General features: G+C 72.5%; 21 protein-coding genes. 10 read left to right on the top strand and 11 right to left on the bottom strand.

Features of this window, described 5'->3' with window-relative positions; translation table 11 throughout:
• Window positions 1-170: 170 nt before the first annotated feature.
• From H9Y04_RS08065 to H9Y04_RS08040, 6 genes are all read right to left on the bottom strand, one after another.
• The gene (locus H9Y04_RS08065; RefSeq protein WP_187812961.1) at window positions 171-1,172 is read right to left on the bottom strand and encodes an ECF transporter S component; all 1,002 of its coding nucleotides are present in this window, start codon (window positions 1,170-1,172) and stop codon (window positions 171-173) included.
• Window positions 1,169-3,061 carry an ABC transporter ATP-binding protein gene (locus H9Y04_RS08060; protein ID WP_187812960.1) on the bottom strand — a complete coding sequence of 631 codons (1,893 nt, stop codon included), beginning with the start codon at window positions 3,059-3,061 and terminating at the stop codon, window positions 1,169-1,171. The genes H9Y04_RS08065 and H9Y04_RS08060 overlap by 4 nt, the downstream gene beginning before the upstream one ends.
• Window positions 3,058-4,284 carry a CbiQ family ECF transporter T component gene (locus tag H9Y04_RS08055; protein ID WP_187812959.1) on the bottom strand — a complete coding sequence of 409 codons (1,227 nt, stop codon included), beginning with the start codon at window positions 4,282-4,284 and terminating at the stop codon, window positions 3,058-3,060. Before H9Y04_RS08055 ends, H9Y04_RS08060 begins: the two co-directional genes overlap by 4 nt.
• Before the next feature lie 3 nt (window positions 4,285-4,287).
• Complete coding sequence (locus H9Y04_RS08050) at window positions 4,288-4,947, bottom strand: SCO2322 family protein (RefSeq protein ID WP_187812958.1); 660 nt, start codon at window positions 4,945-4,947, stop codon at window positions 4,288-4,290.
• Window positions 4,944-6,152, bottom strand: coding sequence for an SCO2321 family membrane protein (locus H9Y04_RS08045; protein ID WP_187812957.1), 1,209 nt, complete (start codon window positions 6,150-6,152; stop codon window positions 4,944-4,946). The genes H9Y04_RS08050 and H9Y04_RS08045 overlap by 4 nt, the downstream gene beginning before the upstream one ends.
• 489 nt (window positions 6,153-6,641) lie before the next feature.
• Entirely contained in the window at window positions 6,642-7,679 is a 1,038-nt protein-coding gene (locus H9Y04_RS08040; RefSeq protein WP_187812956.1) for a Strvi_7410 family MBL fold metallo-hydrolase, read from the bottom strand.
• A gap of 186 nt (window positions 7,680-7,865) precedes the next feature.
• On the opposite strand from H9Y04_RS08040, the gene H9Y04_RS08035 reads away from it, so the two are divergent.
• From H9Y04_RS08035 to H9Y04_RS08010, 6 genes are all read left to right on the top strand, one after another.
• Complete coding sequence (locus H9Y04_RS08035; protein ID WP_187812955.1) at window positions 7,866-9,323, top strand: aldehyde dehydrogenase; 1,458 nt, start codon at window positions 7,866-7,868, stop codon at window positions 9,321-9,323.
• Window positions 9,324-9,330: 7 nt separating this feature from the next.
• Window positions 9,331-9,564, top strand: a complete 234-nt coding sequence (locus H9Y04_RS08030) for a ferredoxin (protein WP_187812954.1) — start codon at window positions 9,331-9,333, stop codon at window positions 9,562-9,564.
• A gap of 197 nt (window positions 9,565-9,761) precedes the next feature.
• Window positions 9,762-12,377, top strand: coding sequence for a class III lanthionine synthetase LanKC (gene lanKC, locus H9Y04_RS08025; RefSeq protein ID WP_187812953.1), 2,616 nt, complete (start codon window positions 9,762-9,764; stop codon window positions 12,375-12,377).
• Between the two features lie 81 nt (window positions 12,378-12,458).
• Window positions 12,459-12,596, top strand: a complete 138-nt coding sequence (locus tag H9Y04_RS08020) for a SapB/AmfS family lanthipeptide (RefSeq protein WP_187812952.1) — start codon at window positions 12,459-12,461, stop codon at window positions 12,594-12,596.
• Window positions 12,597-12,785: 189 nt separating this feature from the next.
• The gene (locus H9Y04_RS08015; protein WP_187812951.1) at window positions 12,786-14,477 is read left to right on the top strand and encodes an ABC transporter transmembrane domain-containing protein; all 1,692 of its coding nucleotides are present in this window, start codon (window positions 12,786-12,788) and stop codon (window positions 14,475-14,477) included.
• A gap of 31 nt (window positions 14,478-14,508) precedes the next feature.
• Complete coding sequence (locus H9Y04_RS08010; RefSeq protein WP_308800895.1) at window positions 14,509-16,452, top strand: ATP-binding cassette domain-containing protein; 1,944 nt, start codon at window positions 14,509-14,511, stop codon at window positions 16,450-16,452.
• Here the strand turns inward: H9Y04_RS08010 and H9Y04_RS08005 are convergent.
• The gene (locus H9Y04_RS08005; protein WP_187812949.1) at window positions 16,429-17,037 is read right to left on the bottom strand and encodes a response regulator transcription factor; all 609 of its coding nucleotides are present in this window, start codon (window positions 17,035-17,037) and stop codon (window positions 16,429-16,431) included. The genes H9Y04_RS08010 and H9Y04_RS08005 overlap by 24 nt on opposite strands.
• Before the next feature lie 311 nt (window positions 17,038-17,348).
• Window positions 17,349-17,966 carry a TetR family transcriptional regulator gene (locus tag H9Y04_RS08000; RefSeq protein WP_187812948.1) on the bottom strand — a complete coding sequence of 206 codons (618 nt, stop codon included), beginning with the start codon at window positions 17,964-17,966 and terminating at the stop codon, window positions 17,349-17,351.
• A 220-nt stretch (window positions 17,967-18,186) separates the two neighbouring features.
• On the opposite strand from H9Y04_RS08000, the gene H9Y04_RS07995 reads away from it, so the two are divergent.
• From H9Y04_RS07995 to H9Y04_RS07985, 3 genes are all read left to right on the top strand, one after another.
• A complete protein-coding gene (locus tag H9Y04_RS07995; RefSeq protein ID WP_308800894.1) occupies window positions 18,187-19,560 on the top strand; it encodes a glycosyltransferase family 4 protein in 1,374 nt (457 codons plus the stop codon).
• A 64-nt stretch (window positions 19,561-19,624) separates the two neighbouring features.
• Entirely contained in the window at window positions 19,625-20,404 is a 780-nt protein-coding gene (locus tag H9Y04_RS07990) for a class I SAM-dependent methyltransferase (RefSeq protein ID WP_187812947.1), read from the top strand.
• A complete protein-coding gene (locus H9Y04_RS07985; protein ID WP_187812946.1) occupies window positions 20,401-21,471 on the top strand; it encodes a prenyltransferase in 1,071 nt (356 codons plus the stop codon). Before H9Y04_RS07990 ends, H9Y04_RS07985 begins: the two co-directional genes overlap by 4 nt.
• A gap of 10 nt (window positions 21,472-21,481) precedes the next feature.
• On the opposite strand, the gene H9Y04_RS07980 is transcribed toward H9Y04_RS07985, so the two are convergent.
• Window positions 21,482-21,778, bottom strand: a complete 297-nt coding sequence (locus H9Y04_RS07980; protein ID WP_187812945.1) for a hypothetical protein — start codon at window positions 21,776-21,778, stop codon at window positions 21,482-21,484.
• A gap of 202 nt (window positions 21,779-21,980) precedes the next feature.
• Here H9Y04_RS07980 and H9Y04_RS07975 point away from each other — a divergent pair, with 202 nt between their 5' ends.
• Window positions 21,981-22,496 carry a hypothetical protein gene (locus tag H9Y04_RS07975; protein ID WP_187813099.1) on the top strand — a complete coding sequence of 172 codons (516 nt, stop codon included), beginning with the start codon at window positions 21,981-21,983 and terminating at the stop codon, window positions 22,494-22,496.
• A gap of 61 nt (window positions 22,497-22,557) precedes the next feature.
• Here H9Y04_RS07975 and H9Y04_RS07970 read toward each other — a convergent pair whose 3' ends face one another.
• Together H9Y04_RS07970 and H9Y04_RS07965 are read right to left on the bottom strand one after the other, a co-directional pair.
• The gene (locus H9Y04_RS07970; RefSeq protein WP_187812944.1) at window positions 22,558-23,565 is read right to left on the bottom strand and encodes an LLM class F420-dependent oxidoreductase; all 1,008 of its coding nucleotides are present in this window, start codon (window positions 23,563-23,565) and stop codon (window positions 22,558-22,560) included.
• Window positions 23,566-23,709: 144 nt separating this feature from the next.
• A complete protein-coding gene (locus H9Y04_RS07965) occupies window positions 23,710-24,561 on the bottom strand; it encodes a DUF5336 domain-containing protein (RefSeq protein ID WP_187812943.1) in 852 nt (283 codons plus the stop codon).
• Window positions 24,562-24,609: the final 48 nt, after the last annotated feature.

Raw genomic sequence — 24,609 nt, 5'->3', positions numbered from 1 at the left:
GCGTTATGGCCCCACTTCTCCCGGACCCCTTGAACCCGCAGGTCAGGGCCGATTTCAGGACCCCTGGGGGAGGGGCCCTGAGGACTACTATCCCGGCTCGTATGTGACCTAGGTCCTGTGCGCGGGGTCACGCGGAGGAGGGTCATTTCTTACGCTGAGCAAGCGATCGCCTACGGTTTCGCAGGCGTTTCCGACGGTTTTGTTACGGCTTCGAAGGCCCCGGAACGGCCTCCGTATCCCCGGTCGGCCCCGTCGAATGTGACCGGCGCCTCGAAGGCGGCCTTGCGGGTGGCCCGGCGCAGGGCCTTGAGGATGGTGGGACCCAGGGCGAGGGTGAGGACCACGGTGATGATGGCGCGGCCCAGGTCCCAGCCCATGGAGGTGGCGAGGCAGTAGGCGAGGTAGCGGGCCAGGTTCTCGTGCACCGGATCCCCCGGGACGAAGGAGATGCCCGAGCTGAGGCCGCCCAGGAGCGGCCACCCGTACAGATTCATGACGAAGCCGTACGCGAACGCGGCGACCGCCCCGTACAGCGCGAGCATCGCCACCTCGGCGCGGCCGCGCAGCCGGTCGGCCCCGGGCAGCAGGCCCGCGCCCATCGCGACCCAGCCCATCGTCATCATCTGGAACGGCATCCAGGGTCCGACCCCGCCCGTGAGCAGCGCGGACGCGAAGAGGGTCACCGAGCCGAGCACGTATCCGAAGCCGGGCCCGAGCACCCGCCCGGCGACGATCATCAGGAAGAACGTGGGCTCAAGGCCCGCCGTCCCCGCGCCCAGGGGCCGCAGCGCGGCGCCCACCGCGGCGAGCACACCGACCATGGCGATGGCTTTGGCGCCGAGCCCGCTCTCGGAGATGGTCGCGAGCACCACGCCCAGGAGAAGGGGGAGCAGCGCGGCGAACAGCCAGGGCGCGTCCTCGGCGTGCGCCACCCCGGACTGCGGGTCGGCGAGCAGCGGCCAGCCGAAGGCGAAGCCCCCCGTCAGGCTGACGAGGACGAGGGCCGCGACGGACTTGGGGCCGAGCCGGACGGCGCGCGCCTGGGCGGTGGTCCGCTCCCGGGCGGTCGTCCGGTTCTGGGCGGTGGTCCGGTTCTGGGCGGTGGTCCGGTCTTGGGCGGTCGTCCGGTCCTGTCCTGCGGCAGTGGTCCGCTTCCGGTCCCGTGCGGTCATCCGATCTCCCCGAGCTCGCGGAGCGCGGTGCGCACCTGCCCGACGGTCAGCCAGGGCAGCGGGGCGAGGATCTTGCCCACCTGCGGCGCGAACGCGGGCGAGGAGACCACGACCTCCTCGGTCGGCCCGTCCGCGACCACCTCGCCCTCGGCGAGGATCACCACGCGGTGGGCGAGCTCGGCGGCCAGCTCCACGTCGTGCGTGGCGAGCACGATGGCGTGCCCGTCGGCGGCCAGGCCCCGCAGGACCGTCACGAGGCGCGCCTTCGCCGCGTAGTCCAGCCCGCGCGTCGGTTCGTCGAGCAGGAGCAGCGGCGGGCGTGCGGTCAGGACGACGGCCAGCGCGAGCGCGAGGCGCTGGCCCTCGGACAGGTCACGGGGGTGGGTGTCGTCCTGAATGCCCGGCAGGAGCTCCTCGACCAGGGCCCGGCAGGTCCCGGCCGCCGCGCCCGCGTCCGCGTCGGCCGCCGTGCACTCGCCGGACACGGTGTCGGCGTACAGAAGATCGCGCGGCTCCTGCGGTACGAGTCCCACGCGCCGGATCAGGTCACGCGGGGCGGTCCTGTGCGGGACGGCGCCGGCGACCTGGACGCTGCCGGAGCTCGGCTGCAGCAGGCCGACGAAGGCGGAGAGCAGGGTGGACTTGCCGGCACCGTTGCGCCCCATGAGCGCGATGGTCTCACCGGGGGAGACGGTGAGGTCCACGCGGCGCAGAGCCTCGATCCGGCCGCGGTGAACGGCGAGGGAGGCGGCCTTGGCGGTGGGGTGGGAGGCCGGGGTGCTGTCGGTGGGTGGGGTGGGGGCGGGCTTGGCGCGTCCCAGGAGGCGGGACAGACCCCTCCCACCCGGGGGCCGAGCCCCTTCAAAGCTACCGCCCCCCACCGACAACTCCCCGCCGCCTGTGGACAACTCCGTGCCTGTGGACAACTCCGTCCCGGCCGCGCGACGCGTCACCCCTCCGGGCAACGGCGGCGTCACCCCATCCGCCGACGGCGGCGTCACCCCTCCAGGCAACGGCGGCCTCACCCCACCAGACATGGGCGGCGTCACCCCACCCGGCGAGGGCGGCGTCACCCCCGCCAACCGCTCCCGCAGGGAAGCGGCCCTGCGCCGCGCATCCCGCACCGTCAGCGGCAGCGGTGACCAGCCCGTCAGCCGGCCCAGGCCCACCACCGGCGGGAACACGGGGGAGACGGCCATGATCTCGGCGGGCGTGCCCACGACAGGGGCCTCGCCCGAGCCGGGAAGCAGCACCACCTGGTCCGCGTACTGCACGACCCGCTCCAGACGGTGCTCCGCCATCAGGACCGTCGTGCCGAGGTCGTGCACCAGGCGCTGCAGCACCGCGAGCACCTCCTCCGCGGCCGCCGGGTCGAGCGCCGAGGTCGGCTCGTCGAGCACGAGCACCTTCGGGTGCGGGGTGAGCACCGAACCGATCGCGACCCGCTGCTGCTGGCCGCCCGAGAGCGTGGCGATCGGGCGGTCGCGCAGCTCCGCGAGCCCGAGCAGATCGAGGGTCTCCTCGACCCGGCGGCGCATCACGTCCGGCGCGATGCCCAGCGATTCCATCCCGTACGCGAGCTCGTCCTCGACCGTGTCCGTGACGAAGTGCGAGAGCGGGTCCTGGCCCACGGTGCCGACCACGTCGGCGAGTTCGCGGGGCTTGTGCGTACGCGTGTCGCGCCCCGCGACCGTGACCCGCCCGCGCAGGGTGCCGCCCGTGAAGTGCGGGACGAGCCCGCTGACCGTGCCGAGCAACGTCGACTTGCCGACACCGGACGGGCCGACGAGCAGCACCAGTTCGCCCTCGGGGACCGTGAGGTCGACCCCGCCGATGGTGGGTGACGCGGCGCCGTCGTACGTCACCGAGACATCCTCGAAGCGGATCATGAGGCTTCCTTCCGTCGAGGACCTTGTACGGGACCGGTGGCACGGGCTTCGGCCGGAGCAGGCGCAGAAGCCCGGGGCGGGGCGGGCGCGACGAAGGCCGGCAGCAGCCCGATCAGCACGGACGCCGCCGGCCACAGGGGCAGTTCGGGTGCGGTCGGCGGTACGACCCCGGGGTGCAGGGCCGCCGGATCCGCCGACGCCGCCGCGATCATCAGGGCCGCGACCGCCACACCCGAGGCCGACACCAGCCAGGCCCGCAGATCCCACCGGTCCGGCCGGTAGCGGGTGCGCAGCGACCGCTTGCCGCCCAGCCACAGGCCGACAAGGGCCAGGGCGAGCCCGCCGAGGAGTACGGGAAGTCCGAAGCCCGCGCCCTGGGCGGCGAGCAGCCCGTACGTACCGGCGCACACCCCGGCCAGACCGCCGAGCGTGCACACCGCGGTCAGCCGGCGTACGGGAGCGGGGACATCGGCGCTGCGTCCGTAACCGCGTGCGTCCATCGCGGCTGCGAGCGCCACCGACCGCTCCAGCGCGCCCTCCAGGACGGGCAGCCCGACCTGGGCGAGCCCGCGGATTCCCTTGTCCGGACGGCCGCGCAGCCTTCGTGCCCGCCGCAGCCGCTGCAGATCCACGAGGAACTGCGGCGCGAACGTCATCGCCACGACCACCGCGACCCCGGCCTCGTACAGCGCGCCGGGCAGCGACTTGAGCAGCCGGGCCGGGTTGGCGAGCGCGTTCGCGGCGCCGATGCAGATCAGGAGCGTGGCCAGCTTCAGACCGTCGTACAGCGCGAAGAGCAGGCCTTCGGCGGTGACCTTGCCGCCGAGCCGGATGCCCTGCGCCCAGTCGGGCAGCGGCACTTCGGGCAGCCGGAACAGCACCGTCGAGCCGGGGATGGGCGAGCCGAGGACCACCGCGAAGACCAGCCGGATCGCGAGGACTAGCAGACCGAGCTTGATGAAGGCCCCGTACGAACGGGCCCACGGCGCGTCCGTACGGCGCGCCGCCACCACATAGCCCGCGACCGCGACCAGGAGGCCGAGCAGGAGCGGGTTCGTGGTGCGCGACGCGGCCGTGCCCAGGCCGAGCGCCCACAGCCACCAGGCGCCGGGGTGCAGCGCGTTGGCGCGCGTGGCGACGGGGGCGGCGAGCCTTCCCCGAACTCTCGACCTGGTCCGGGCAGGGGAGGCCCCGCTGCGCGCGGCGGCGCCGTTCGAGCTCATGTCTCAGCCCCTGCGGCGGCGGGCCTGCCAGATCGCTGCCACGCCGAGCACGAGCACCGCGGCCAGGCCGGCGAGCAGTCCGACGGACGGGCCGCCGTCGTCGTCCGCGTTCTCGGACGCGGCGGGTGCGCCGGTCCGGTCCGACGAGCCCGCGTCGGACATCTGCTCACCGCAGCCGGACTTCGGATAGCCGGAGATCGCGCAGAGCAGCGCGTTGCTGTCGTAGCGCAGCGGCTTGGCAACCGCGGCGAGTGCGTCGGCCGATGTGCCGTCCTCGGCGATCTGCGCACAGGCGGTACGGGCCTTCGGCGGGGTCTCGCCGGACGGTGCGTCCTCGCCGGTGCCGAAGTCGATGACGAGCGCGATCCGCTTCTGCCCGTCCTTCTTCTCCGTACCGGCGCAGATGGCGGCGAAGTCGGCGGCCCCGCGCGGCTCGGCGGCGTCGGCGGAGTCCTCGCTCACGGCGAACCGGAAGCCCTCCACATCGCCGTCCGAGGGCTTCGCGGTCGCGGGACCCTGCGTGGCGTAGGCCCAGGCACCCTGGTCGTTCTTGAACCAGAACGACCAGTAGCGGTACGCGTCCGCCTGCGCGGGAGCCGCGAACAGCACGGCGAGCACCGCTCCCACGAGGAGAGCGATGCCGCCGCGCCGGAGCGTGCTCACAGGCTGTTCTTCTTGCGGCCGCTGATCAGGAAGCCGACGCCGACGCTGGCGACGAAGAAGACGCCGATGATCCACCAGACGTTCATGGACGAGGAGTCCTCGTCCTTCTTCTCGTCCTTCGCGGCGGCCGACTCGGCCTTCTCGGGAGCCGGGCCCATGGCGTTCAGGGCGGTGACGAGGTCGGTGCCGCCGAAGTCCTTCGGGTCGGCGCCGGCCGCGTGCGCGGCGAAGATCAGCTGGGAGTAGGCGGCGGGGGAGCCGGACTGCTCGGCCCAGGCGGCACCGTTCTTCTCCAGGTACTCCAGGGGCTTCTTCGCCTGGTCGGTCAGACCGGCCGCGGACAGGGCCACGACGGAGTCGGCGGTGTTGCCGTAGTCGGGCTGGTCCTCGGCGCCGGGCATGGAGGACGTGAGGTAGCCGTCCTTGGCGAGGGTGTCGGCGAGGTACGCGGCACCGATCTGAGCGGCGGCCTTGGCATCGGCGGCCTTGGCGCACTTGACCGGCTCGGACTTGGCCGCGGCCTTCACGACCAGGCCCTGCTCCAGACCGCCGAGGACACCGGCGGCGGTGGCGTCGGCGTTCGGGGCGAGCTTGCCGGTCTTCATGTCCGCGAGACCGAAGGCGCCCTTGCCTTCGGCGCAGTCCATGGAGAGGGCGACCAGGGCGTCGGCCGGGGCCTTGTCCTTCTGGGACTTCACCTCGGCCGGGTTCTGGCCGGCCGCCTTGAGCGCGCCGACGACGAGGGAGGTGGAGTTGGCGTCGGAGGGCAGGCCCGGGTTGTAGCCCCAGCCGCCGTCCTCGTTCTGCACGGAGCGGAGCCACTCCACGGACTTCTTGACCTCGGCGTCGTGGCCGCCGAGCGCGGCGAGCGCCTGGATCGCGGAGGCGGTGGAGTTGGAGTCGACGACTGTCTTGGCGTCGCAGGCCTTCGAGGGGTCCTCGCGGAACGCGGCGTACGAACCGTTGTCGCAGGCCTGCCCGGTCAGCCAGTCCACGGCCTTGGCGGCGGGCTTCACTCCGACGGTGTCCTGGGCGAGCAGCGCGTACGACTGGCGGAAGACGCCGTCGTACTTCGGGTCCGTCTTGCCGTACAGGCCCGAGGGCAGGTTCGCGGGAGGCGCGGTGTCGGCGGTCGCGACGGGGGCGGCGGCCATGCAGAGCATGGTGGCGGCGGCCAGTGTGGCGGCGCTGCGGCGGGCGTTCATGAACGGACGGTGCCTCTCCTGCTGGGCCGGGCACGGGCCGCTTGAGGCACCGGGCTCCGGATCCGTATACCTCGACGGTCCCGGTCGCCGGTGGTTTCGGCGACTGGAGCCACGCACGCCGCTCTGCGGAGCATTCCGGCTCGCCGGTCCTTGTGGGCCGGCACACGGTTGCGGGTCAGCGCCGGGTTCGCACCGGCTTCCCTCCGTACGGGCGTGGTGATTGCGCCGCCTACTGTACCGGCCGGTCAGGTGGGGCGGTTTCGTCGTCGGGTGCGGCTGCGGTGGGGGTGCGGGTGGGGCGCCTGCGGCGGGCTGGTTTCCCCTGCCCGCCCCTTCCCGGCTGTGACATGTGCGGCTCCACCGCGTGGGGGGCTGCGCCCCGGACCCCATGTGCGGAGCCCCCAGGGTGGGTGGGACCGCGGGGGCTTCGCCCCCTGCACCCCCGCATCCGCACTTCGTGCGGATCTGCTCAAACGCCGCAGGGGCTGGTTACGGGCTGACGTACCGCACCGGGTCCGAGCCCTCCACGACCTCCGCATGCCCCAGCTTCACCAGGCGTCGCAGGTGGGCCTCCGCCTCCGATACGGCGATGTTCTTCGAGCCGTACGGGATCTGGTCCCAGGGGCGGTTCCACTCCATGCGGACTGCCAGGTCCCAGGGCGTCAGCGGCTCGGCGAGGAGGCGGCGCAGGTCCGCGAGGCGTTCCTCGTGGTGGTCGAGGAGCTGGCGGACGCGGGCGGCCGCGTCCGTGAAGGCGTACTGGTGGGCCGGCAGGACCTCCGCGACGCCGAGGCGTCCGATGCGCTCCAGGGAGTCGAGGTAGTCCCCGAGCGGGTCGGCGACCGTTTCCTCGGACGGGTCCTCGTACAGGCCGATGTGCGGGGAGATCTCGGGGAGCAGGTGGTCGCCCGAGAAGAGCCGCCCGTTTCCGGCCAGGCCCGAGGGGTGGTCCTCCTCCAGGTGCAGGCATACGTGCCCGGGGGTGTGACCCGGCGTCCAGATCGCGCGCAGCCGGCGGCCGGCCAGGTCGAGGAGCTCGCCCGGGGTGATGTCCCGGTCGGGGAGCGCCGAGTTGAGGCCCGGCACCGTGCGCATACGGCCGGACTCGCGGGCCGCGTGGATGGGCGCGAGGTGCTCCTCGGGCGCGCCGGCCGTGGTCAGCTTCGCGGTGATGTAGTCCAGCCACTGGCCCGGGACCTGCTCGCGCGTGCGCCGTACGACATGGGTGTCGGCGGGGTGCATCGCGATCCACGCGCCGGACGCCTCCCGCACCTGGCCCGACAGGCCGTGGTGGTCGGGGTGGTGGTGGGTGATCACCACGCCGTGAATGTCCTTGATGTCCGTGCCGAGCGCGGCCAGACCCGCGACCAAGGTGTCCCAGGACTCGGGGTCGTCCCAGCCCGTGTCGATGAGGACCGGGCCGCGGTCGGTGTCGAGGAGGTGGACGAGGGTGTGGCCGAGGGGGTTGTCCGGGATCGGCACCTTGAGCGACCAGACCCCGCCGCCGTGCTCGGTCACCTGCGTCATGGAAGTGCCGCCTCTCGTTTGGCCGAACCCCGACCACTATAACTAGAACTAGTTTCAGTAGTAGCCCAAGTCATCCATCCGAAGCCCTGGTTGGAGCTCTCGACTCCTCTAACTAGAACTGGTATCAGTTCGGGAAGCCAAAGTCTGAAACGGTGTCAGGAACCGCCCCGCAGGAGGCAGTCGGCCATGACCGAGCTCGTGGAACACGGAAAGCTGTTCATCGGCGGGGAGTTGATCGACCCCGTCGGCAAGGACGTCATCGAGGTGATCTCCCCGCACACCGAGGAGGTCATCGGCCGGGTGCCGCACGCCGCCCAGGGCGATGTCGACCGCGCGGTCGCCGCCGCGCGCAGGGCCTTCGACGAGGGCCCCTGGCCCCGGATGAGCCTCGACGAGCGGATCGAGGTCATCACCAAGATCAAGGACGCGATCCTCGTGCGGCACGAGGAGATGGCCCGTCTCATCAGCTCCCAGAACGGCACGCCCTACACCTCCAGTGTCATGGTGCAGGCCCTCGCCTCGATGATGGCCTGGGACGCGGCCATCGCCAACGCCCGCAACTTCTCGTACGAGGAGCGTCGCGACGGCATCCTCGGCAAGATCATCGTGCGGCGCGAGCCGGTCGGTGTCGTCGCCGCCGTGATCCCGTGGAACGTCCCGCAGTTCACCGCGGCCGCCAAGCTCGGCCCCGCGCTGCTCGCCGGCTGCACGGCGGTGCTCAAGCCGTCGCCCGAAGCGCCCCTGGACTCCTACATGTTGGCGGAGATCGCCAACGAGGCGGGGCTGCCCGAGGGTGTTCTCTCGGTGCTGCCCGCCGACCGCGAGGTCAGCGAGTACCTGGTCGCGCACCCGGGCGTGGACAAGGTCTCCTTCACCGGATCCGTCGGCGCCGGCAAGCGCGTCATGGAGGTCTGCGCCCGCAACCTCACCCGCGTGACCCTGGAGCTCGGCGGCAAGTCCGCGGCCGTGATCCTGCCGGACGCCGACGCGGAGACCGCGGTCAAGGGCATCGGCCCCTTCGCCTGGATGATCAACGGGCAGGCCTGTGTGGCCCAGACCCGCATCCTCGTCCCGCAGTCCCGCTACGACGAGTTCGCCGACGCCTTCGCCGCGTACGCCGGTGCGCTCAAGGTCGGTGACCCGCTCGACCCGGCCACCGAGCTCGGCCCGCTGGTCGCCAAGCGCCAGCAGCAGCGCTCCCTCGACTACATCCGGATCGGCCAGGAGGAAGGCGCCAAGATCCTCACCGGCGGCGGGCGTCCGGCCGGGATCGACAAGGGCTGGTACGTGGAGCCGACGCTCTTCGGGGGCGTGGACAACTCGATGCGGATCGCCCAGGAGGAGATCTTCGGACCGGTCATCTGCCTGCTGCCGTACGGCGACGAGGCCGATGCCGTGAAGATCGCCAACGACTCGGACTACGGTCTGAGCGGCAGCGTCTGGACCGCGGACACCGAGCACGGCATCGACATCGCCCGCCAGGTGCGCACCGGCACGTACTCCGTGAACACCTTCAGCCTCGACATGCTCGGCCCCTTCGGCGGCTACAAGAACTCCGGCCTCGGGCGCGAGTTCGGGCCCGAGGGGTACGGCGAGTACTTCGAGAACAAGATGATCCACCTGCCGAACGGCTACGAGGGGTGAGTGCCTGATGGGAGACCGCTGGCACGTCGAGGTCGACCGGGGTGTGTGCATCGGCTCGGGTATGTGCGCGACCAACGCCCCGGAGGGTTTCCGCCTCGACTCCGCACGCCAGTCGCACCCCAAGGAGTCCGAGACGGATGCGAACGAGGAGATCCTCGCGGCGGCCGAAGGCTGCCCGGTGGAGGCGATCACACTGACGCTCCTCGGCTCCGGGGAGGCGGTGTTCCCGCCCGAGGACTGACCGGTCACGACAAACGGCGCAAGGGGCTCCTCATGGAGGGGCCCCTTGTTCCGTGTCCGGCTGCCTCGTCATCAACTCCTTTTGCCACCACGGGAGTTACCCATGCGTTCGTCACGGTGCCGTCGTGACAAACGCGACTTACCCCCGTCCGGGGCGGCGTGGAAATCTCGTTGCCACGCCGCAGGAGGGGGCTCGGGATGGACAAGCGCTACGAGGTGTTCTGCCTCGCGGACCGGTACTTCTACGAGACACCGGACCGGATCACCTCGCGTGCAGGCTCCGTCCCGCTGTACGAGGCGGCCCGCAGGCCCGCACCCGAGGGCTGGCGCCGCGAGAGCGCGGGGGACTGGCTGCACCTCGACCCCGGCACCCGCGACCGGCCCCGGCAGGGCTGGAAGGTGCATGTCTCGGCCTGCCTCGACAACGCCGAGAAGACCGCGGCCGTGGTCTGGGACTACTGCGTGCCGCGCGGACTGCCGTTCAAGTTCGTGCCCGGGCCGCACGCGCTGCATCTGCGCAACTCCAAGTACGCGCAGCGCGGTTCGAGCGGCAAGTTCGTCACCGTCTATCCGAAGGACGAGGCCGAACTGGCCGCGGTCCTGCGGGATCTGGACGAGCTGCTCGGCGGTCGGCCGGGCCCGTACATCCTGACGGATCTGCGGTACGCGGACGGCCCGCTCTACGTCCGCTACGGCGCGTTCGTGCAGCGGCACTGCGTCGGCGAGGGCGGCCGGCTCGTGCCCGCGATCGAGAACGCCGAGGGCGCCCTCGTGCCCGACCGCAGAGAGCCCGTGTTCCGGCTGCCCGAGTGGGTGGAGCTGCCCGCGTTCCTGCGCCCGCACCTCGACGCCCGCAACGCGTCCACCGTCACCGGCCTGCCGTACCGCATCGAGAAGGCGCTGCACTTCTCCAACGGCGGCGGGGTGTACGCGGGCACCGACACCCGGACCGGGGAACAAGTGGTCCTGAAGGAGGCGCGGCCGCACGCCGGTCTCGCCGCCGACGGGGCGGACGCCGTGTCCCGCCTGGAGCGGGAGCGGGCCGCCCTTGAGCGGCTCGGCGGGCTCGGTGTCGCGCCCGGTTTGCGCGACTGGTTCGAGGTCGACGGCCACCGCTTCCTCGTCATGGACCATCTGCCGGGCACCACCCTCAACTCCTTCTTCGCGCGCCGCCATCCGCTGCTCGCCGTCGAGCCCGACCCCGGGGCGGTCGCGGACTACACGCGCTGGGCGCTCGGCATCCTGCGCGAGGTGGAGCGGGCCGTCGACGCCGTGCACGGGCGCGGGCTCGTCTTCAACGACCTGCACATGTTCAACATCATGGTCGGCGAGGACGAACGCACCGTGAGACTCCTGGACTTCGAGGCCGCGACCCCGGTAGAGGAGCACCGCGGGCAGGCCATCGCCCACCCCGGGTTCCTCGCGCCGGCCGACCGCAGCGGCTTCGAGGTCGACCACTATGCGCTCGCCTGCATGAAGATCGCGCTGTTCGTGCCGATGACGACGCTGCTCGCCGTGGACCGGGGCAAGGCGGCACACCTGGCGGAGATCGCCCGCGCCCAATTCCCGGATGTGCCAGGGGAGTTTCTCGACGAGGCGGTACGGGTGATCGAGGGGCCGGACGCGCCGTCCCGTATCCCCGCCGAACCCGCCGCGGGCGACTGGCCGCGCATCCGTGACGCGCTCGCCGCGGCGGTCCTCGCGTCCGCCACACCTGAACGCCAGGACCGCCTCTACCCCGGCGACATCGCACAGTTCGCCGACGGCGGCGGGCTCGGGCTCGCGCACGGCGCGGCAGGGGTCCTGTACGCGCTCGCCGAGACCGGCTGCCCGCGCCACGAAGAAGGTGAGCGGTGGCTGCTCGAACGCACCGAACCGCCGCCCGACGGCACACCGCTCGGCCTGTACGACGGCCTCGCCGGGGTCGCGTACGTACTCGACAAGCTCGGCCACACCGAACGCGCCCTGGACCTGACCGGCCGCGTGCTCGGCGAGAACTGGCGCCGGCTCGCCCCCGATCTGCACGGCGGCCTCGCGGGACTCGGCCTCGTACTCGACCGGCTCGCCGTCCACCGGCCGGCCCTGCGCGAACTCGCCCTGGAAGCGGCCGACATCGCGGCCGCGCGGCTGCCCGTGCCGCGCGCCGGACTCCTGCGCGGCTCCAGCGGACCCGCGCTGCTCTTCCTGCGCCTTTACGAGTCCACGCGGGACCCCGCGTTCCTCGACCGGGCCGCGGCGGCCCTGCGCGCCGACCTCGCGCGCTGCGTGACCGATGCGTCCGGTGCGCTCGTCGTCGACGAAGGCGTCCGCACCATGCCGTATCTGGGCGCGGGCAGTGTCGGGATCGCGGCGGTGCTCGACGAGTACCTCGTGCACCGCGCCGACGAGGAGTTCGCCCGGGCGCGGGCGGCCGTCGCGCCCGCGGCCCGGCTGCGCTACTACGCACAGCCCGGACTGTTCAACGGGCGGGCCGGCATGGTCTGGCACCTCGCCCGCAGCGGGGCACCCGCAGAACAGCTGGCCGCGCAGACCGCCGGGCTCGACTGGTACGCCATGGCCTACGAGGGCCACCGCGCCTTCCCCGGCGACCAGATGCTGCGCCTGTCCATGGACCTCGCGACCGGCACGGCCGGCTGTCTGCTCGCGCTGGGCGCGGCGCAGGGGGCGAGCCTGCCGTTTCTGCCCAACCGCCGTGCCGCGTGCGGTGGTTCACGGACCGCAGCCCCACCGCCGCCCGTGGAGGCGGCCCCGACGCCGCTCGCGGAGGCGGCCCCACAGACGGCCCGGACCAGGGCCGAACAGGCCCGTGCGTGACATCACCGCGTACGGGCGGCACGCCGCATCAACGTCCCCAGCGGGTCCGCGCACCGCGGGCCCCGACATCAAGGAGAGACCATGGCCCTTCTCGACCTGCAGAGCATGGACGTCCCCCAGCCGCAGACCGACGGCGGCGGCGGTGGTGGCGACCTCAGCAGCGCGAGCCTGCTCCTGTGCGACAAGCACAGCTCGCACAGCACGCTGCTCTGCCTGTGACCGGATCCGCTCCGGTCCGTCTGTGATCCGGCCCGTGCGGACCGGTGACGCGTGGAGCCGCTTCGGCTCCTGACCGGCCGGCACCGTACGCGCAGGCCCCGGGCGACGCGTGACCAGCGCGCCCGGGGCCACCTCGGTTCCGCGAGGTGTGCCCGGGTCACCCCCACCTCTTCCAGGAGGCCTGCTCCCATGCCGCAACGCCCCTCCCCGCACACCCTGTTGAAGCAGGGGCTGAGGCAAGGGGCCGGGCTCGCCGCGCTCGTACTGCTGTGCACGCTGGCCGCCGCGGCGGCCACCCTCGCGCTGCCCGCCGCGCTCGGCCGCGCCTTCGACGCCGTTCTGACCGGCAAGGACGCCACCGGTCCCGTCCTTGAATGCGGGCTGCTGCTCGGTGCCGCGGCCCTCTTCGCCGCCCTGGACGCGCTGTCCACCGCGGCGCTCGGCGCCCGCACCACCGCGCGGCTGCGCACCCGCACCCTGCGCCACGTCCTGGCCGCGGGCCCCCAGGCGGCCGAACGCCTCGGCCCCGGCGACCTCGTGGCCCGGCTCGTCGGCAACGCCGCCCAGGCCGGCGCCGCCCCCGCCACCGCGGTCGCGCTCGCCGCGGGCGCGCTCCTTCCGGTGGGCGCGCTCATCGCGCTGGTCCTCACCGACTGGACCACTGCGGTGGCGTTCGTGGTGGGGATGCCGCTGCTCGCCCTGCTGCTCCGCCTCTTCGTACGGGCCTCCGGCGACAGCAGTTCGGGCTACCTGGCCGCGCAGGGGCTGATCGCCGGGCGGCTCGTCGAGGCCGTACGGGGCGCCCGTACGGTCGCCGCGGCGGGCACCCGCGACCGCGAGGCCGCCCGTATCCTCGCGCCGCTGCCCGAGCTGCGCCGCCAGGGCCTGCGCATGTGGCGGGTCCAGGGCCGCTCCACCGCACAGGCCGCCACGCTCCTTCCGCTCCTTCAGCTCAGCGTGCTCGCGGTGGCCGGACTGCGGGTGGCCGCCGGGGAGTTGAGCGTGGGCGGGCTGTTCGCGGCGTGGCGCTATGCGGTGCTCGCGACCGGGATCGGCGCGTTCGTCGGCCAGGTGAACGCACTCGTGCGGGCCCGGCGCGCCGCGGACCGGCTCCAGGAGGTGCTCGCCCTGCCGGCTCCGGCGTACGGATCTTCACAACTCCCTTCTGGAATAGGTCGGTTGGAATTCAGGAATGCGGTCCTGCGGCGGGGTGGCCGCACTGTCCTGAACGTTGCGGCGCTCTCGCTGCCCGGTGGCTCCGTCACCGCTGTCGTGGGCCGTTCCGGCAGCGGCAAGTCCTCCCTCGCGGCGCTCGCCGGACGCCTCGACGACCCCGACGCGGGGACCGTGCTGCTCGACGGAATCCCGTTGCCCGCCCTCTCCCATGACGCGCTGCGCACCGCGGTCACCCAGGCCTTCGCCCGCCCCGAGCTGGTCGGCGCCACCGTCCACGACACGATCGCCCTCGGGATGCGCGATCCGGGGCAGGCGCGGGTCGTCCAGGCCGCGCGCGAGGCCTGCGCGCACGCCTTCGTCCGCCGGCTGCCGGCGGGCTACGCCACGCCCTGCCCGTCCGCCCCGCTCTCCGGCGGCGAACGCCAACGCCTGGGCCTGGCACGCGCGTTCACCCGCCCCGGCCGACTCCTGATCCTCGACGACGCGCTCTCGGGCCTGGACTCCGCCACGGCGGCCCAGGTCGGCGAAATCCTCTTCCACCCGTCCCCGTCCCGCGCCCGCCTCGTCGTGGCCCACCGCCCGGTCACGGCCGCCCGCGCGGACCGTGTGGTGTGGCTTGAGGAGGGCCGGGTGCGGGCAGTGGGCCCGCATGCCGTGCTGTGGCGGGATCCGGCGTATCGGGGGGTGTTCGGGGATGAGGGGTAGGGGGTGGGGGCGGCGGGTCCGGGCGGAGGGCGTGGAGCGTTCGGCTCGGGCGGAGGGCGCGGCGCCGCGGCGTGCTGTGGCGGAGGGCGTGGCGGCGCACGCGGCGGAGGGTGCGACGCCGCACGAGGTGGCCGGCCCAGGACCCTCCACCAGCGAGACCTCCGCCGCCGAGCCTTGCGGCGCCGCACCCTCGGCCCACGAGCCCTCGGCCCACGAGCCCTCCGCCGCCCACACCCCCTCCTCTGGCGACCCCTCCACCCCCCACCCCCCAGGCCTCGCCCGCCCGGCAGCCCGATTTCTCGGCGCCCACCGCCGTGACCTGGTGTTCCTCGCCCTCTGGTCGCTGCTCGAAGCGGGGCAGACCTGGCTGCTCGGGTACGCGCTCGCGCGGGCGCTCGACGACGGGTTCCTGGCCGGGGAGAACACGACGGGGATCGGCTGGCTCGCCGTGGCCGGCGGGTCCGTCGCCGTCGCCGCGTACGGGACGGGGCGGGTCTACCGGTGCGTGGCCGCGCTCGTCGAACCCGCCAGGGACGCGCTCGTACGCCGGGTCGTGCGCCGCGCCCTCGACGCCCCCGACGACGCCGCCGTCTCCCGCCTCACCCACCAGGTCGAGATCGCCCGGGACACCCTCGCCGGACTGATTCTCGTCCTGCGCTCCTTCGTGTTCACCGCGATCGGCGCGCTCGCCGGCCTCTTCGTGCTCGCGCCCGAACTGCTCCTCGTCGTGGCGCCCCCGCTGGCGGCCGGACTCGTCCTGTTCGCCGCGACCCTGCGCCCGCTCGCCCGCAGCCAGGAGCGCTTCCTCGCCGCCGACGAGACCGTGTCCGCCGAACTCGGCCGTGCCGTAGGAGGGTTGCGGGACATCCGCGCGGCCGGCGCCGAACGCCGCGTCGCCGCAGCCGCCGCCGGACCCGTGGACGCCGAGCGCGCCGCCGCCGAGTCCGTCGCCCGCTGGGCCGGAGTGCGTGTGCTCTCCGTCTCCGTCGGCGGCCGGCTGCCCATCCTGCTGCTCCTGGTCACCGCGCCCTGGCTGCTTCGCCAGGGCGTGAGCCCGGGCGTACTCGCCGGCGCCCTCGTCTACCTCACGCAGTCCCTGCTGCCCGCTCTGCAGGCTCTGATGGAAGGCCTCGGCACCACCGGCTCGCGCCTCTTCGTCGTCCTGCGCCGCCTGCTCGCCGAGCCCGCCGCGACGCCGCCGGTACGGGTCACGGCGCCCCCGGACCCGTATGCCATCGGCCTGAGCCAGGTCACCTTCGGGTACGGGCCGCAGGCCGAACCCGTCCTGAACGGCATCGACTTGGAGGTGCCCGCCGGCGCGCACCTCGCGGTCGTCGGGCCCAGCGGCAGCGGCAAGTCCACGCTCACGGCGCTGATCGCGGGGCTGCTCGCGCCCGGCGGGGGAGAGGTGCGGGCGCTCGCCGACCGGGTGCTCGTGCCACAGGAGGCGTATGTCTTCTCGGGGACCGTACGGGAGAACCTCGCGTATCTGTGCCCGCGACCACCCGCCGACACGGAGATCCTCGCGGCCGCCGAGCGGATCGGCTCGGCCGAACTCACCCACCGTATGGGCGGGTTGGACGCGCAGGCCGATCCGGCGGCGCTCTCGGCGGGCGAACGCCAGCTGCTCGCCCTCACCCGCGCGTATCTGGCCCCGGCCCGCCTGGTCCTCCTGGACGAGGCGGCGAGCGAGCTCGATCCGGCCGCCGAACTCCGCGCCGAGCGCGCGTTCCGCGGCCGCCCCGACACGACCCTGGTGGTCGTGGCCCACCGCGCGGGCGCGGCCGCACGGGCCGACCTCGTCCTCGACCTCGACACGGCGGCCGGGAGGCTCACGCACCAAGCCGGCTCCGGGTCTGCCCGCCCGAGCCCTCCGCCGGCGAACTCGACCCCGGCGGCTGCGAGTTCGGCCTCATCAGCCGCGAGTTCGGCCCCGGTCCCTGTGGTGCGTTCAGACCCAGCCCTCCCCCTGTGAGATCCGGATCGCGTCCACCCGATTGCGGGCCCCCGTCTTGCGGGTGATCGCCGCCATGTAGTTGCGGACCGTCCCGCGCGACAGATGCAGACTCAGGGCGATCTCTGCGATCGACGCCCCGCGCGCCGCGAGCGAAAGCACGCTCAGCTCCCGCTGCGTCAGCGGCATCTCCGCGGCCTTGAGGAAGCCGAAGCCGAGCGTCTCGTCGACGAACCGTTTCCCCGCGGTGACCTCCCGGATCGCCCTGACCAGCTGATCCGGCGTGCCCGCCTTGTCCACGTAACCCGCCGCCTGCGCCTCGGCCGCGCGGCGGATCAGCCCCGGGCGCTGCGCACTGGCGAGCACGACGAGCCGGCAGGTCGCAGGTCTGCCGGCGGATGCGCGCAGATCGGCCAGTGGAGCGAGCCCGTACGAGTCCGAGCAGTCGAGATCCGCCACGCACACATCGGGCCGCAGGGCACGCGCCCGGGCCGCGGCCGAGGGCCACGCCGTATGGACCACCTCCAAGTCGGGTTCGCGGTCGAGCCGTTCGGCGAGCACCGACCGCAGCAGACAGGTGTCGTGCACCAGAAGTACCCGGATCAACGTTGTCGCCCCTCCAGCTCCCCGCACACCGGTTGCTTCCTGCAGAGCCCGCGAACGGACCGGTTTGTACGCCCGGGTTTGCTCAGAGGGCTCTCAGCGCGCAATCCATTGAACCGGCGCCCCCGCCGCGACGGGGGCGGAGAACCGGCCAAGCGGGAGCACGGGGGCGCACGTGCGACCTGCCGCGCGACGGACGCATGCGCACCGCGGAACGGTCGCCGGACCTTCATCGGCCCGTCACGTCGTGGTCGAAGGGCGTCCTTTGCGCAGGTGACCGGGACGGCGTGGAGACACGGCCCGTGACGTGCGCGTCAGGCCGGCTCGTCCATCGTCAGATCGATCAGCTTGCACACCGTCTCGATGTCGATCTTCACCTGGGCGATCGAGGCCCGGCCCGAGAGCCAGGTGATCAGGGCGGAGTGCCAGGTGTGCTCGATGACCCGGACCGCGGAGAGCTGCTGTGCGGTCGGCTCGTCGAGCCCCATCGCGTCGAGGATGATCGCCGTGGTCAGGCGCGAGACGGTGTCGACCTCGGGGCTCACCGAGCGGTCCGCGAAGGTCAGGGCGCGCACCATCGCATCGGCGAGATGCGGCTCGCGCTGCATCGCGCGGAAGGCCCGCATCAGCGTCTCCGCCACGCGGTCGGCCGCCGTGTCACCGGCCGGCGGGCGCTTGCGGATCGTGCCGTGCATGTGCTGGAGCTGGTCCTGCATCGTGGCGACCAGGAGGTGCACCTTCGACGGGAAATAGCGGTAGAGCGTGCCCAGGGCGACCTGGGAGGACTCGGCGACCTCGCGCATCTGCACCGCGTCGAATCCGCCCCGGCTGGCCAGCTGGGCGCTCGCGTGCAGAATGCGGCGACGGCGTGCTTCCTGACGCTCTGTCAGGGCTGGGGTCGCTGGATCCGATTCCTTGGCTTCCGCTGTCATCTGTCCCGTTCCGCGTTCCATGTCCGGCTGGGTGGGGGAGCCCCGGGAGGGCCACAGCATGGCAGGGGCCCCGTCGTGGCGCGAATCACCTGATCCAGGCCTTCCGGTCTGCTTACCTGCCGGTAAATTCGATGCTCTTCGAGCGATCAAGTCTGAAACTTGTTCTAGGTTAGCGTCCCGGCGTAATCTCGCGGGCAATGCAGTCAGAAGGGGGCCGTGAGTGACCGCTGAGGCCATGGAGGCGGGCCCCGCGGGCCCTGACGCGGCCACGAGTACGGTCGGTGACCGGCCGCGCACCGTCGAGCACCCGGGCGGCGGCGACAAGCCGCTGAGGATCGCGCTCCTCACCTATAAAGGGAACCCGTTCTGCGGCGGCCAGGGTGTCTACGTACGGCATCTCTCGCGCGAGCTCGCCCGGCTCGGCCATGACGTCGAGGTCATCGGCGCGCAGCCGTATCCGGTGCTCGACGAGGTCGACGACCGGGTCTCGCTGACCGAGCTGGCCTCCCTCGACCTCTATCGCTCGCCCGACCCCTTCCGTACGCCGAAGCGCGACGAGTACCGCGACTGGATCGACGTGGTCGAGGTCGGCACGATGTTCACCGGCGGCTTCCCCGAGCCCCTGACGTTCTCGCTGCGCGCCCGGCGCCATCTCGCCGCGCGCCGTGGGGACTTCGACGTCATCCACGACAACCAGACGCTCGGATACGGGTTGTTGGGCGGCCCGGGCGCGATCGGTGCCCCGCTCGTGACGACGATCCACCACCCGATCACCGTCGACCGGCAGCTGGAGATCGACGCCGCCGAGGGCTGGCGCGAGCGGGCCGGCAAGCGCCGCTGGTACGGCTTCACACGGATGCAGAAGCGGGTCGCCCGCCGGCTGCCCTCCGTCCTGACCGTCTCCGGCACCTCGCGCGACGAGATCGTGGAGCATCTCGGGGTGCGCCAGGACCGTATCCACGTCGTGCACATCGGCGCCGACACCGAGCTGTTCTCGCCCGACCCTTCGGTGCCCGAGGTGCCCGGGCGGATCGTGACCACGTCCAGCGCGGACGTGCCGCTCAAGGGCCTGGTGTACCTGGTCGAGGCGCTCGCCAAGGTGCGCACCGAGACCCCGCACGCGCATCTCGTCGTCGTCGGCAAGCGGCCCGAGAGCGGTCCGGTCGCCAAGGCGATCGCGCGGTACGGGCTCGAGGACGCGGTCGAGTTCGTCAAGGGCATCTCCGACGCGGAGCTCGTCGACCTCGTACGGTCCGCTCAAGTCGCCTGTGTTCCCTCGCTGTACGAGGGGTTCTCACTGCCGGCCGCCGAGGCGATGGCGACGGGGACGCCGCTCCTTGCCACGACCGGCGGGGCGATTCCGGAGGTGGCGGGGCCCGACGGGGAGACCTGCCTCGCGGTCCCGACCGGGGACGCGGACGCGCTCGCGGTCGGTCTGACCCGCCTGCTCGGGGACGCCGCCCTTCGGACGCGGCTCGGGGCCGCCGGCCGTCAGCGGGTGCTGGCCAAGTTCACCTGGGCCCGGGCGGCCGAGGGCACGGTGGCGCACTACCGGGCCGCCATGGCGGCGGCTCCGCGACGGACCGCCCGATGACCCGCGTACCTCAGACCGTGACGCCCGCGATTCCAGCCGCACCCGACCACGAAGGCAGGCCCGAGTGCTGACCGTCGACTTCACCCGCTTCCCGCTCGCCGCAGGCGACCGCGTGCTCGACCTCGGCTGTGGGGCCGGGCGGCACGCCTTCGAGTGCTACCGGCGCGGCGCCCAGGTCGTGGCGCTCGACCAGAACGGCGAGGAGATCCGCGAGGTCGCCAAGTGGTTCGCGGCCATGAAGGAGGCCGGTGAGGCCCCCGAGGGTGCCACCGCCACCGCCATGGAGGGCGACGCGCTCCAACTGCCGTTCCCCGACGAATCCTTCGACGTCGTGATCATCTCCGAGGTCATGGAGCACATCCCCGACGACAAGGGTGTGCTCGCCGAGATGGTGCGCGTGCTCAAGCCTGGTGGCCGCATCGCCGTGACCGTGCCGCGCTACGGGCCCGAGAAGGTCTGCTGGGCGCTCAGCGACGAGTACCACGAGGTCGAGGGCGGCCATATCCGCATCTACAAGGCCGAGGAACTGCTCGGCCGGATGCGCGAGGCCGGACTCAAGCCGTACGGCACCCATCACGCGCACGCGCTGCACTCGCCGTACTGGTGGCTCAAGTGCGCCTTCGGCGTCGACAACGACAAGGCCCTTCCGGTGCGCGCGTACCACCAGCTCCTGGTCTGGGACATCATGAAGACCAAGGGCATCTCGACGCTCACGCGGGCCGCCGAGCGGGCGCTGAACCCCGTGATCGGCAAGAGCTTCGTGGCCTACGCGACCAAGCCGCACCTCCCCAAGGCCGCTGTGGCGGACGAGGCCGTCGTGGCTTCTTCGGCGGGCGCCAAGTGACCACTCCCCGGACGCAGCATCTCGTACTGCCCGGGGTCCTCACCGCGGAGCAGGCCGCGCACACCGTCGAAGGGATCCTCGCGTGCCAGCGCGAGGACGGCGCCATCCCGTGGTTCCGGGGCCACCACCTCGACCCGTGGGACCACACCGAGGCCGCGATGGCCCTCGACACCGCCGGAGAGCACGAGGCCGCCGAGCGCGCGTACGACTGGCTCGTGCGCACCCAGCGCGAGGACGGCTCCTGGTTCGCCGCGTACGCCGACGGGGACGCCGAGGCGCCCACGGACCGCGGCGTCGAGTCCAACTTCTGCGCGTACATAGCCGTCGGCGTGTGGCACCACTACCTCGCCACCGGCGACGACACCTTCCTCGACCGCATGTGGCCCGCCGTCTACGCGGCGATCGAGTGCGTGCTCTCCCTTCAGCAGCCCGGCGGGCAGATCGGCTGGAAGCGCGAGGAGGACGGCACCCCCGTCACCGACGCGCTCCTGACCGGCTCGTCCTCGATCCACCAGGCCCTGCGCTGCGCGCTCGCCATCGCCGAGGAACGCGAAGAGCCCCAGCCCGACTGGGAGTTGGCGGCCGGCGCGCTCGGTCATGCGATACGCCGCCACCCGGAGCGCTTCCTCGACAAGGACCGCTACTCGATGGACTGGTACTACCCGGTCCTCGGCGGCGCCCTGACGGGAGCGGACGCGAAGTCCCGTATGGAGGAGGGCTGGGAGCGTTTCGTCGTGCCCGGATACGGGGTGCGGTGCGTGTCGCCCAACCCGTGGGTCACCGGCGGTGAATCCGCCGAACTCGCCCTCGCTCTCTGGGTGATGGGGGAGTCCGACCGGGCCCTGGAGATCCTCAAGTCGATCCAGCACCTGCGCGATCCGGAGAGCGGCCTGTACTGGACCGGCTATGTGTACGAGGACAGCGCGATCTGGCCGCAGGAGCTCACCGCATGGACCGCGGGCGCGCTGCTGCTCGCGGTGGCGGCGCTCGGCGGGCACGAGGCGACGTGCGCGGTGTTCGGCGAGGGCCGGCTGCCGGCCGGGCTCGAGCCCGACTGCTGCGGCTGAGAGGGCCTGGTCAGTAGCGGCGGATCCGGTTCGCGGCCAGGTGGCCGACGAAGAGGTACACGATCGCTGCCAGGCCGTAGCCGCAGACGACGCGCGCCCACTCCTCGTCGAAGGTGAACAGGTCGTGCGACCAGCCGGCGAGCCAGCGGGCGGCGTCCTGCACGAACTGCACGAGGTCGTTCGCACGGTTTGCGTCCAGGAGATACATCAGGATCCACAGGCCGATGATCGCGGCCATGATGTCGGCGATCACCGCGATGACCGTACCGGCGTGCCACGTACCCCTACCGTTGCGAGACATAAGCATCGTGTGACCGGATCGCGGCGTTCGAAACCCTGTCGGATTCAGGCCGGGCCACGGACGGGCTCGCCCGAGTGGCGGTACACCGGGACCCGGGTGAGGCTGCCTGCAGGGCCCCGGTCGCACCCGCCACCGGCGGCCCACACGATTCGGGAGGTCCACTGTGCTCACCGCAGGCTCCGCGAGCGGCCGTCCGCTCCTTGTCCGTATGGTCGTCGCCTTCCTTCTGTGCGGCGCGCTCCTGGCCGGTACGACCGCGTGCGGCAGCAGCGACAACGACGCCGGGGCCGACCCGAGCAGCACCAGCACGGCCGAGCAGCAGAAGTTCGCCAAGGCCAGGTTCGTGGCCAACGCGGGGCTCGCCGCCGGCGCCGCGTATCAGTGGATCATCAAGCCCGCGCGGGACGGCAAGTTCAAGGCGGGCGCGGACGGACGGAAGTTCACGCTGGTCAAGGCCGGTCTGGCCGGGGCCTTCGCGTACAACCGGCTGAAGGCCGCGGCGAAGAACGCCGAGGGCGACCCGCTGCTCTCCAAGGCCGTCGCGCCGCTGGCCGCGGGCATCGAGTCCCTCAAGGACCTGCCGGCCAAGCTGCGCAAGGGTGACGGTGCGGATGATGTGGCCGGGGTGTTCGACGACGTGATCAACTCGGTGAAGGACGCGGGCAAGGATGCGGGGGCGCCGGTCGAGAACAAGGTGCCGTCGTTGTCGCAGATGGGTGGCTGAGGGGTCGTCCTGCCCCGCATCCGAGCTTCGCTCGGATCTGCTCAACCGCCGCAGGGGCTGATCAGTTCAGCTCCGCCAGCACCCTCATCGTTTCCACGTCCGGGGACATGAGCAGCAGATCCGTCACCGGGCCCTTGCGCCACAACTCCAGGCGTTCCGCGATGCGTTCGCGGGGGCCCACGAGGGAGATCTCGTCGGCGAAGGCGTCCGGGACGGCGAGGACCGCCTCCTCCTTGCGGCCCTGCGCGAAGAGCTCCTGGATGTGGCGGGCCTCGGCCTCGTATCCCATCCGGGCCATCAGGTCCGCGTGGAAGTTCTTCGAGGCGTGTCCCATGCCGCCGATGTAGAAGCCGAGCATCGCCTTCACCGGCAGCAGGCCCGCCGCGACGTCGTCACACACCGTCGCGCGGGCCATCGGGGCGATACGGAAGCCCTCGGGCAGCTCCGTGAGCGAGGCCTCGTAGACGTCCGTGCGGGTGGGGGACCAGTAGAGGGGCAGCCAGCCGTCCGCGATGCGGGTCGTCTGCGCGATGTTCTTGGGACCCTCCGCGCCCAGGAAGATCGGCAGGTCCGCGCGCAGGGGGTGGGTGATCGGCTTCAGGGGCTTGCCGAGACCGGTGCCGTCCTCGCCCGCGTACGGGTGGGAGTGGAAGCGCCCCGGCAGGCTCACCGGACCTTCCCTGCGCAGGACTTGGCGGATCACGTCCACGTATTCGCGGGTCGCGGTGAGCGGGCTCCTGGGGAACGGGCGCCCGTACCAGCCCTCCACCACCTGCGGCCCCGACAGGCCGAGGCCGAGCATCATCCGGCCGCCGGAGAGATGGTCGAGGGTGAGCGCGTGCATCGCCGTCGCCGTCGGCGTACGGGCGGCCATCTGGGCAACTGCCGTGCCCAGCTTGATGGTCGAGGTCTGCGAGGCGATCCAGGTGAGCGGTGTGAAGCAGTCCGAACCCCAGGCCTCCGCGGTCCACACCGAGTCGTAGCCGAGCCGCTCGGCCTCCTGGGCGAGCCCCACGTGTTCGGGTTTGGGGCCGCGCCCCCAGTATCCGAGGGTGATCCCGAGCCGCATCCCTGCCCCCTTCTCCTCAACTGACGGGCCGTCAGCTGCGGGCACTGTAAGGGGTGCACGGAGACAACACAACGGCCCTCCGCCTGCTCAACGAGAGGCGGAGGGCCGTTGCCGTGCTGTGCTGCGTCGCGCCGCGTGCGGAGATCAGCCGCGCTGGATGCCCGTGGTGTCCTGGAGCACACCGCGACGGCCGTCCTGGGTCTGGGCGATCAGGCCCGGACCGCGCTGCTCGACCGCCAGGTACCAGGTACCGGGGGCGAGTTCGGCGATCGGGGTCGGGTTGCCGTCCTCGCCGTACAGCGGACGCGGCACCGGCACGGCGAACCAGAACGGGGAGAAGTCCCCGGCGGGCTGCGGCGCGGCACCCGCCTGCTGCGGACCGGGCTGCGTGGCGGCCGGGCCGGGCTGCGGGTAGCCGCCCTGCGAGGGCTGAGGCTGCTGCTGGCCGTACGGCTGCTGCGGCTGACCCTGCTGGGCACCCGGGTAGCCGTAGCCGCCCTGGGGCTGACCGGGCTGGCCGCCGTACTGGGGGGCCGGCGGCTTGGGGGCGCCCATGAGGGGGGCCTGCAGGGCGGGGACCATGTTGGTGGCGACCGCTGCGGCGGCGAGGACCAGAGCGGCGATGAGGCCGAGGATCATGCCCGTACCGGCATCGATCTGATCCGTGGGGAAGCCTTCCGCGGCGTCGAGGTAGCCCGGCAGATCGAACATCTTGAAGAGTGCGCTCAGCGCCGATGCGATCGTGAACGCGACGCCGATCTGCCCGAGGTCGAGACCTGCCACCTTGCGCGCCGGCTGCTGCGCGCGGCCCACAGCGATCAGAGCGGCGCCAATGATGCCCAGAAGGAAGACGCTGACGAGCAGGTTGCCGTCGTCCCACGCGGTGGGGGCGTCGTCGCCGTCGCCGTCGAAAGTGGCCAGGAAAGAGGCGATGAACAGCAACACCGCTGCTGCGATCACCACGCCGTCGCCTCGTGTCAGAGAGCGGAAATTCACTTCAGGTCCTTCATCGTCGTCGAGTCGTCGGTGGGCGTCGCTGTCGCC

Source organism: Streptomyces polyasparticus, assembly GCF_014493765.1.
GTDB classification, from domain to species: Bacteria; Actinomycetota; Actinomycetes; order Streptomycetales; family Streptomycetaceae; genus Streptomyces; species Streptomyces polyasparticus.
The sequence above is the reverse complement of the archived record's forward strand: the minus strand, read 5'-3'. Positions and strand labels throughout refer to the sequence as shown.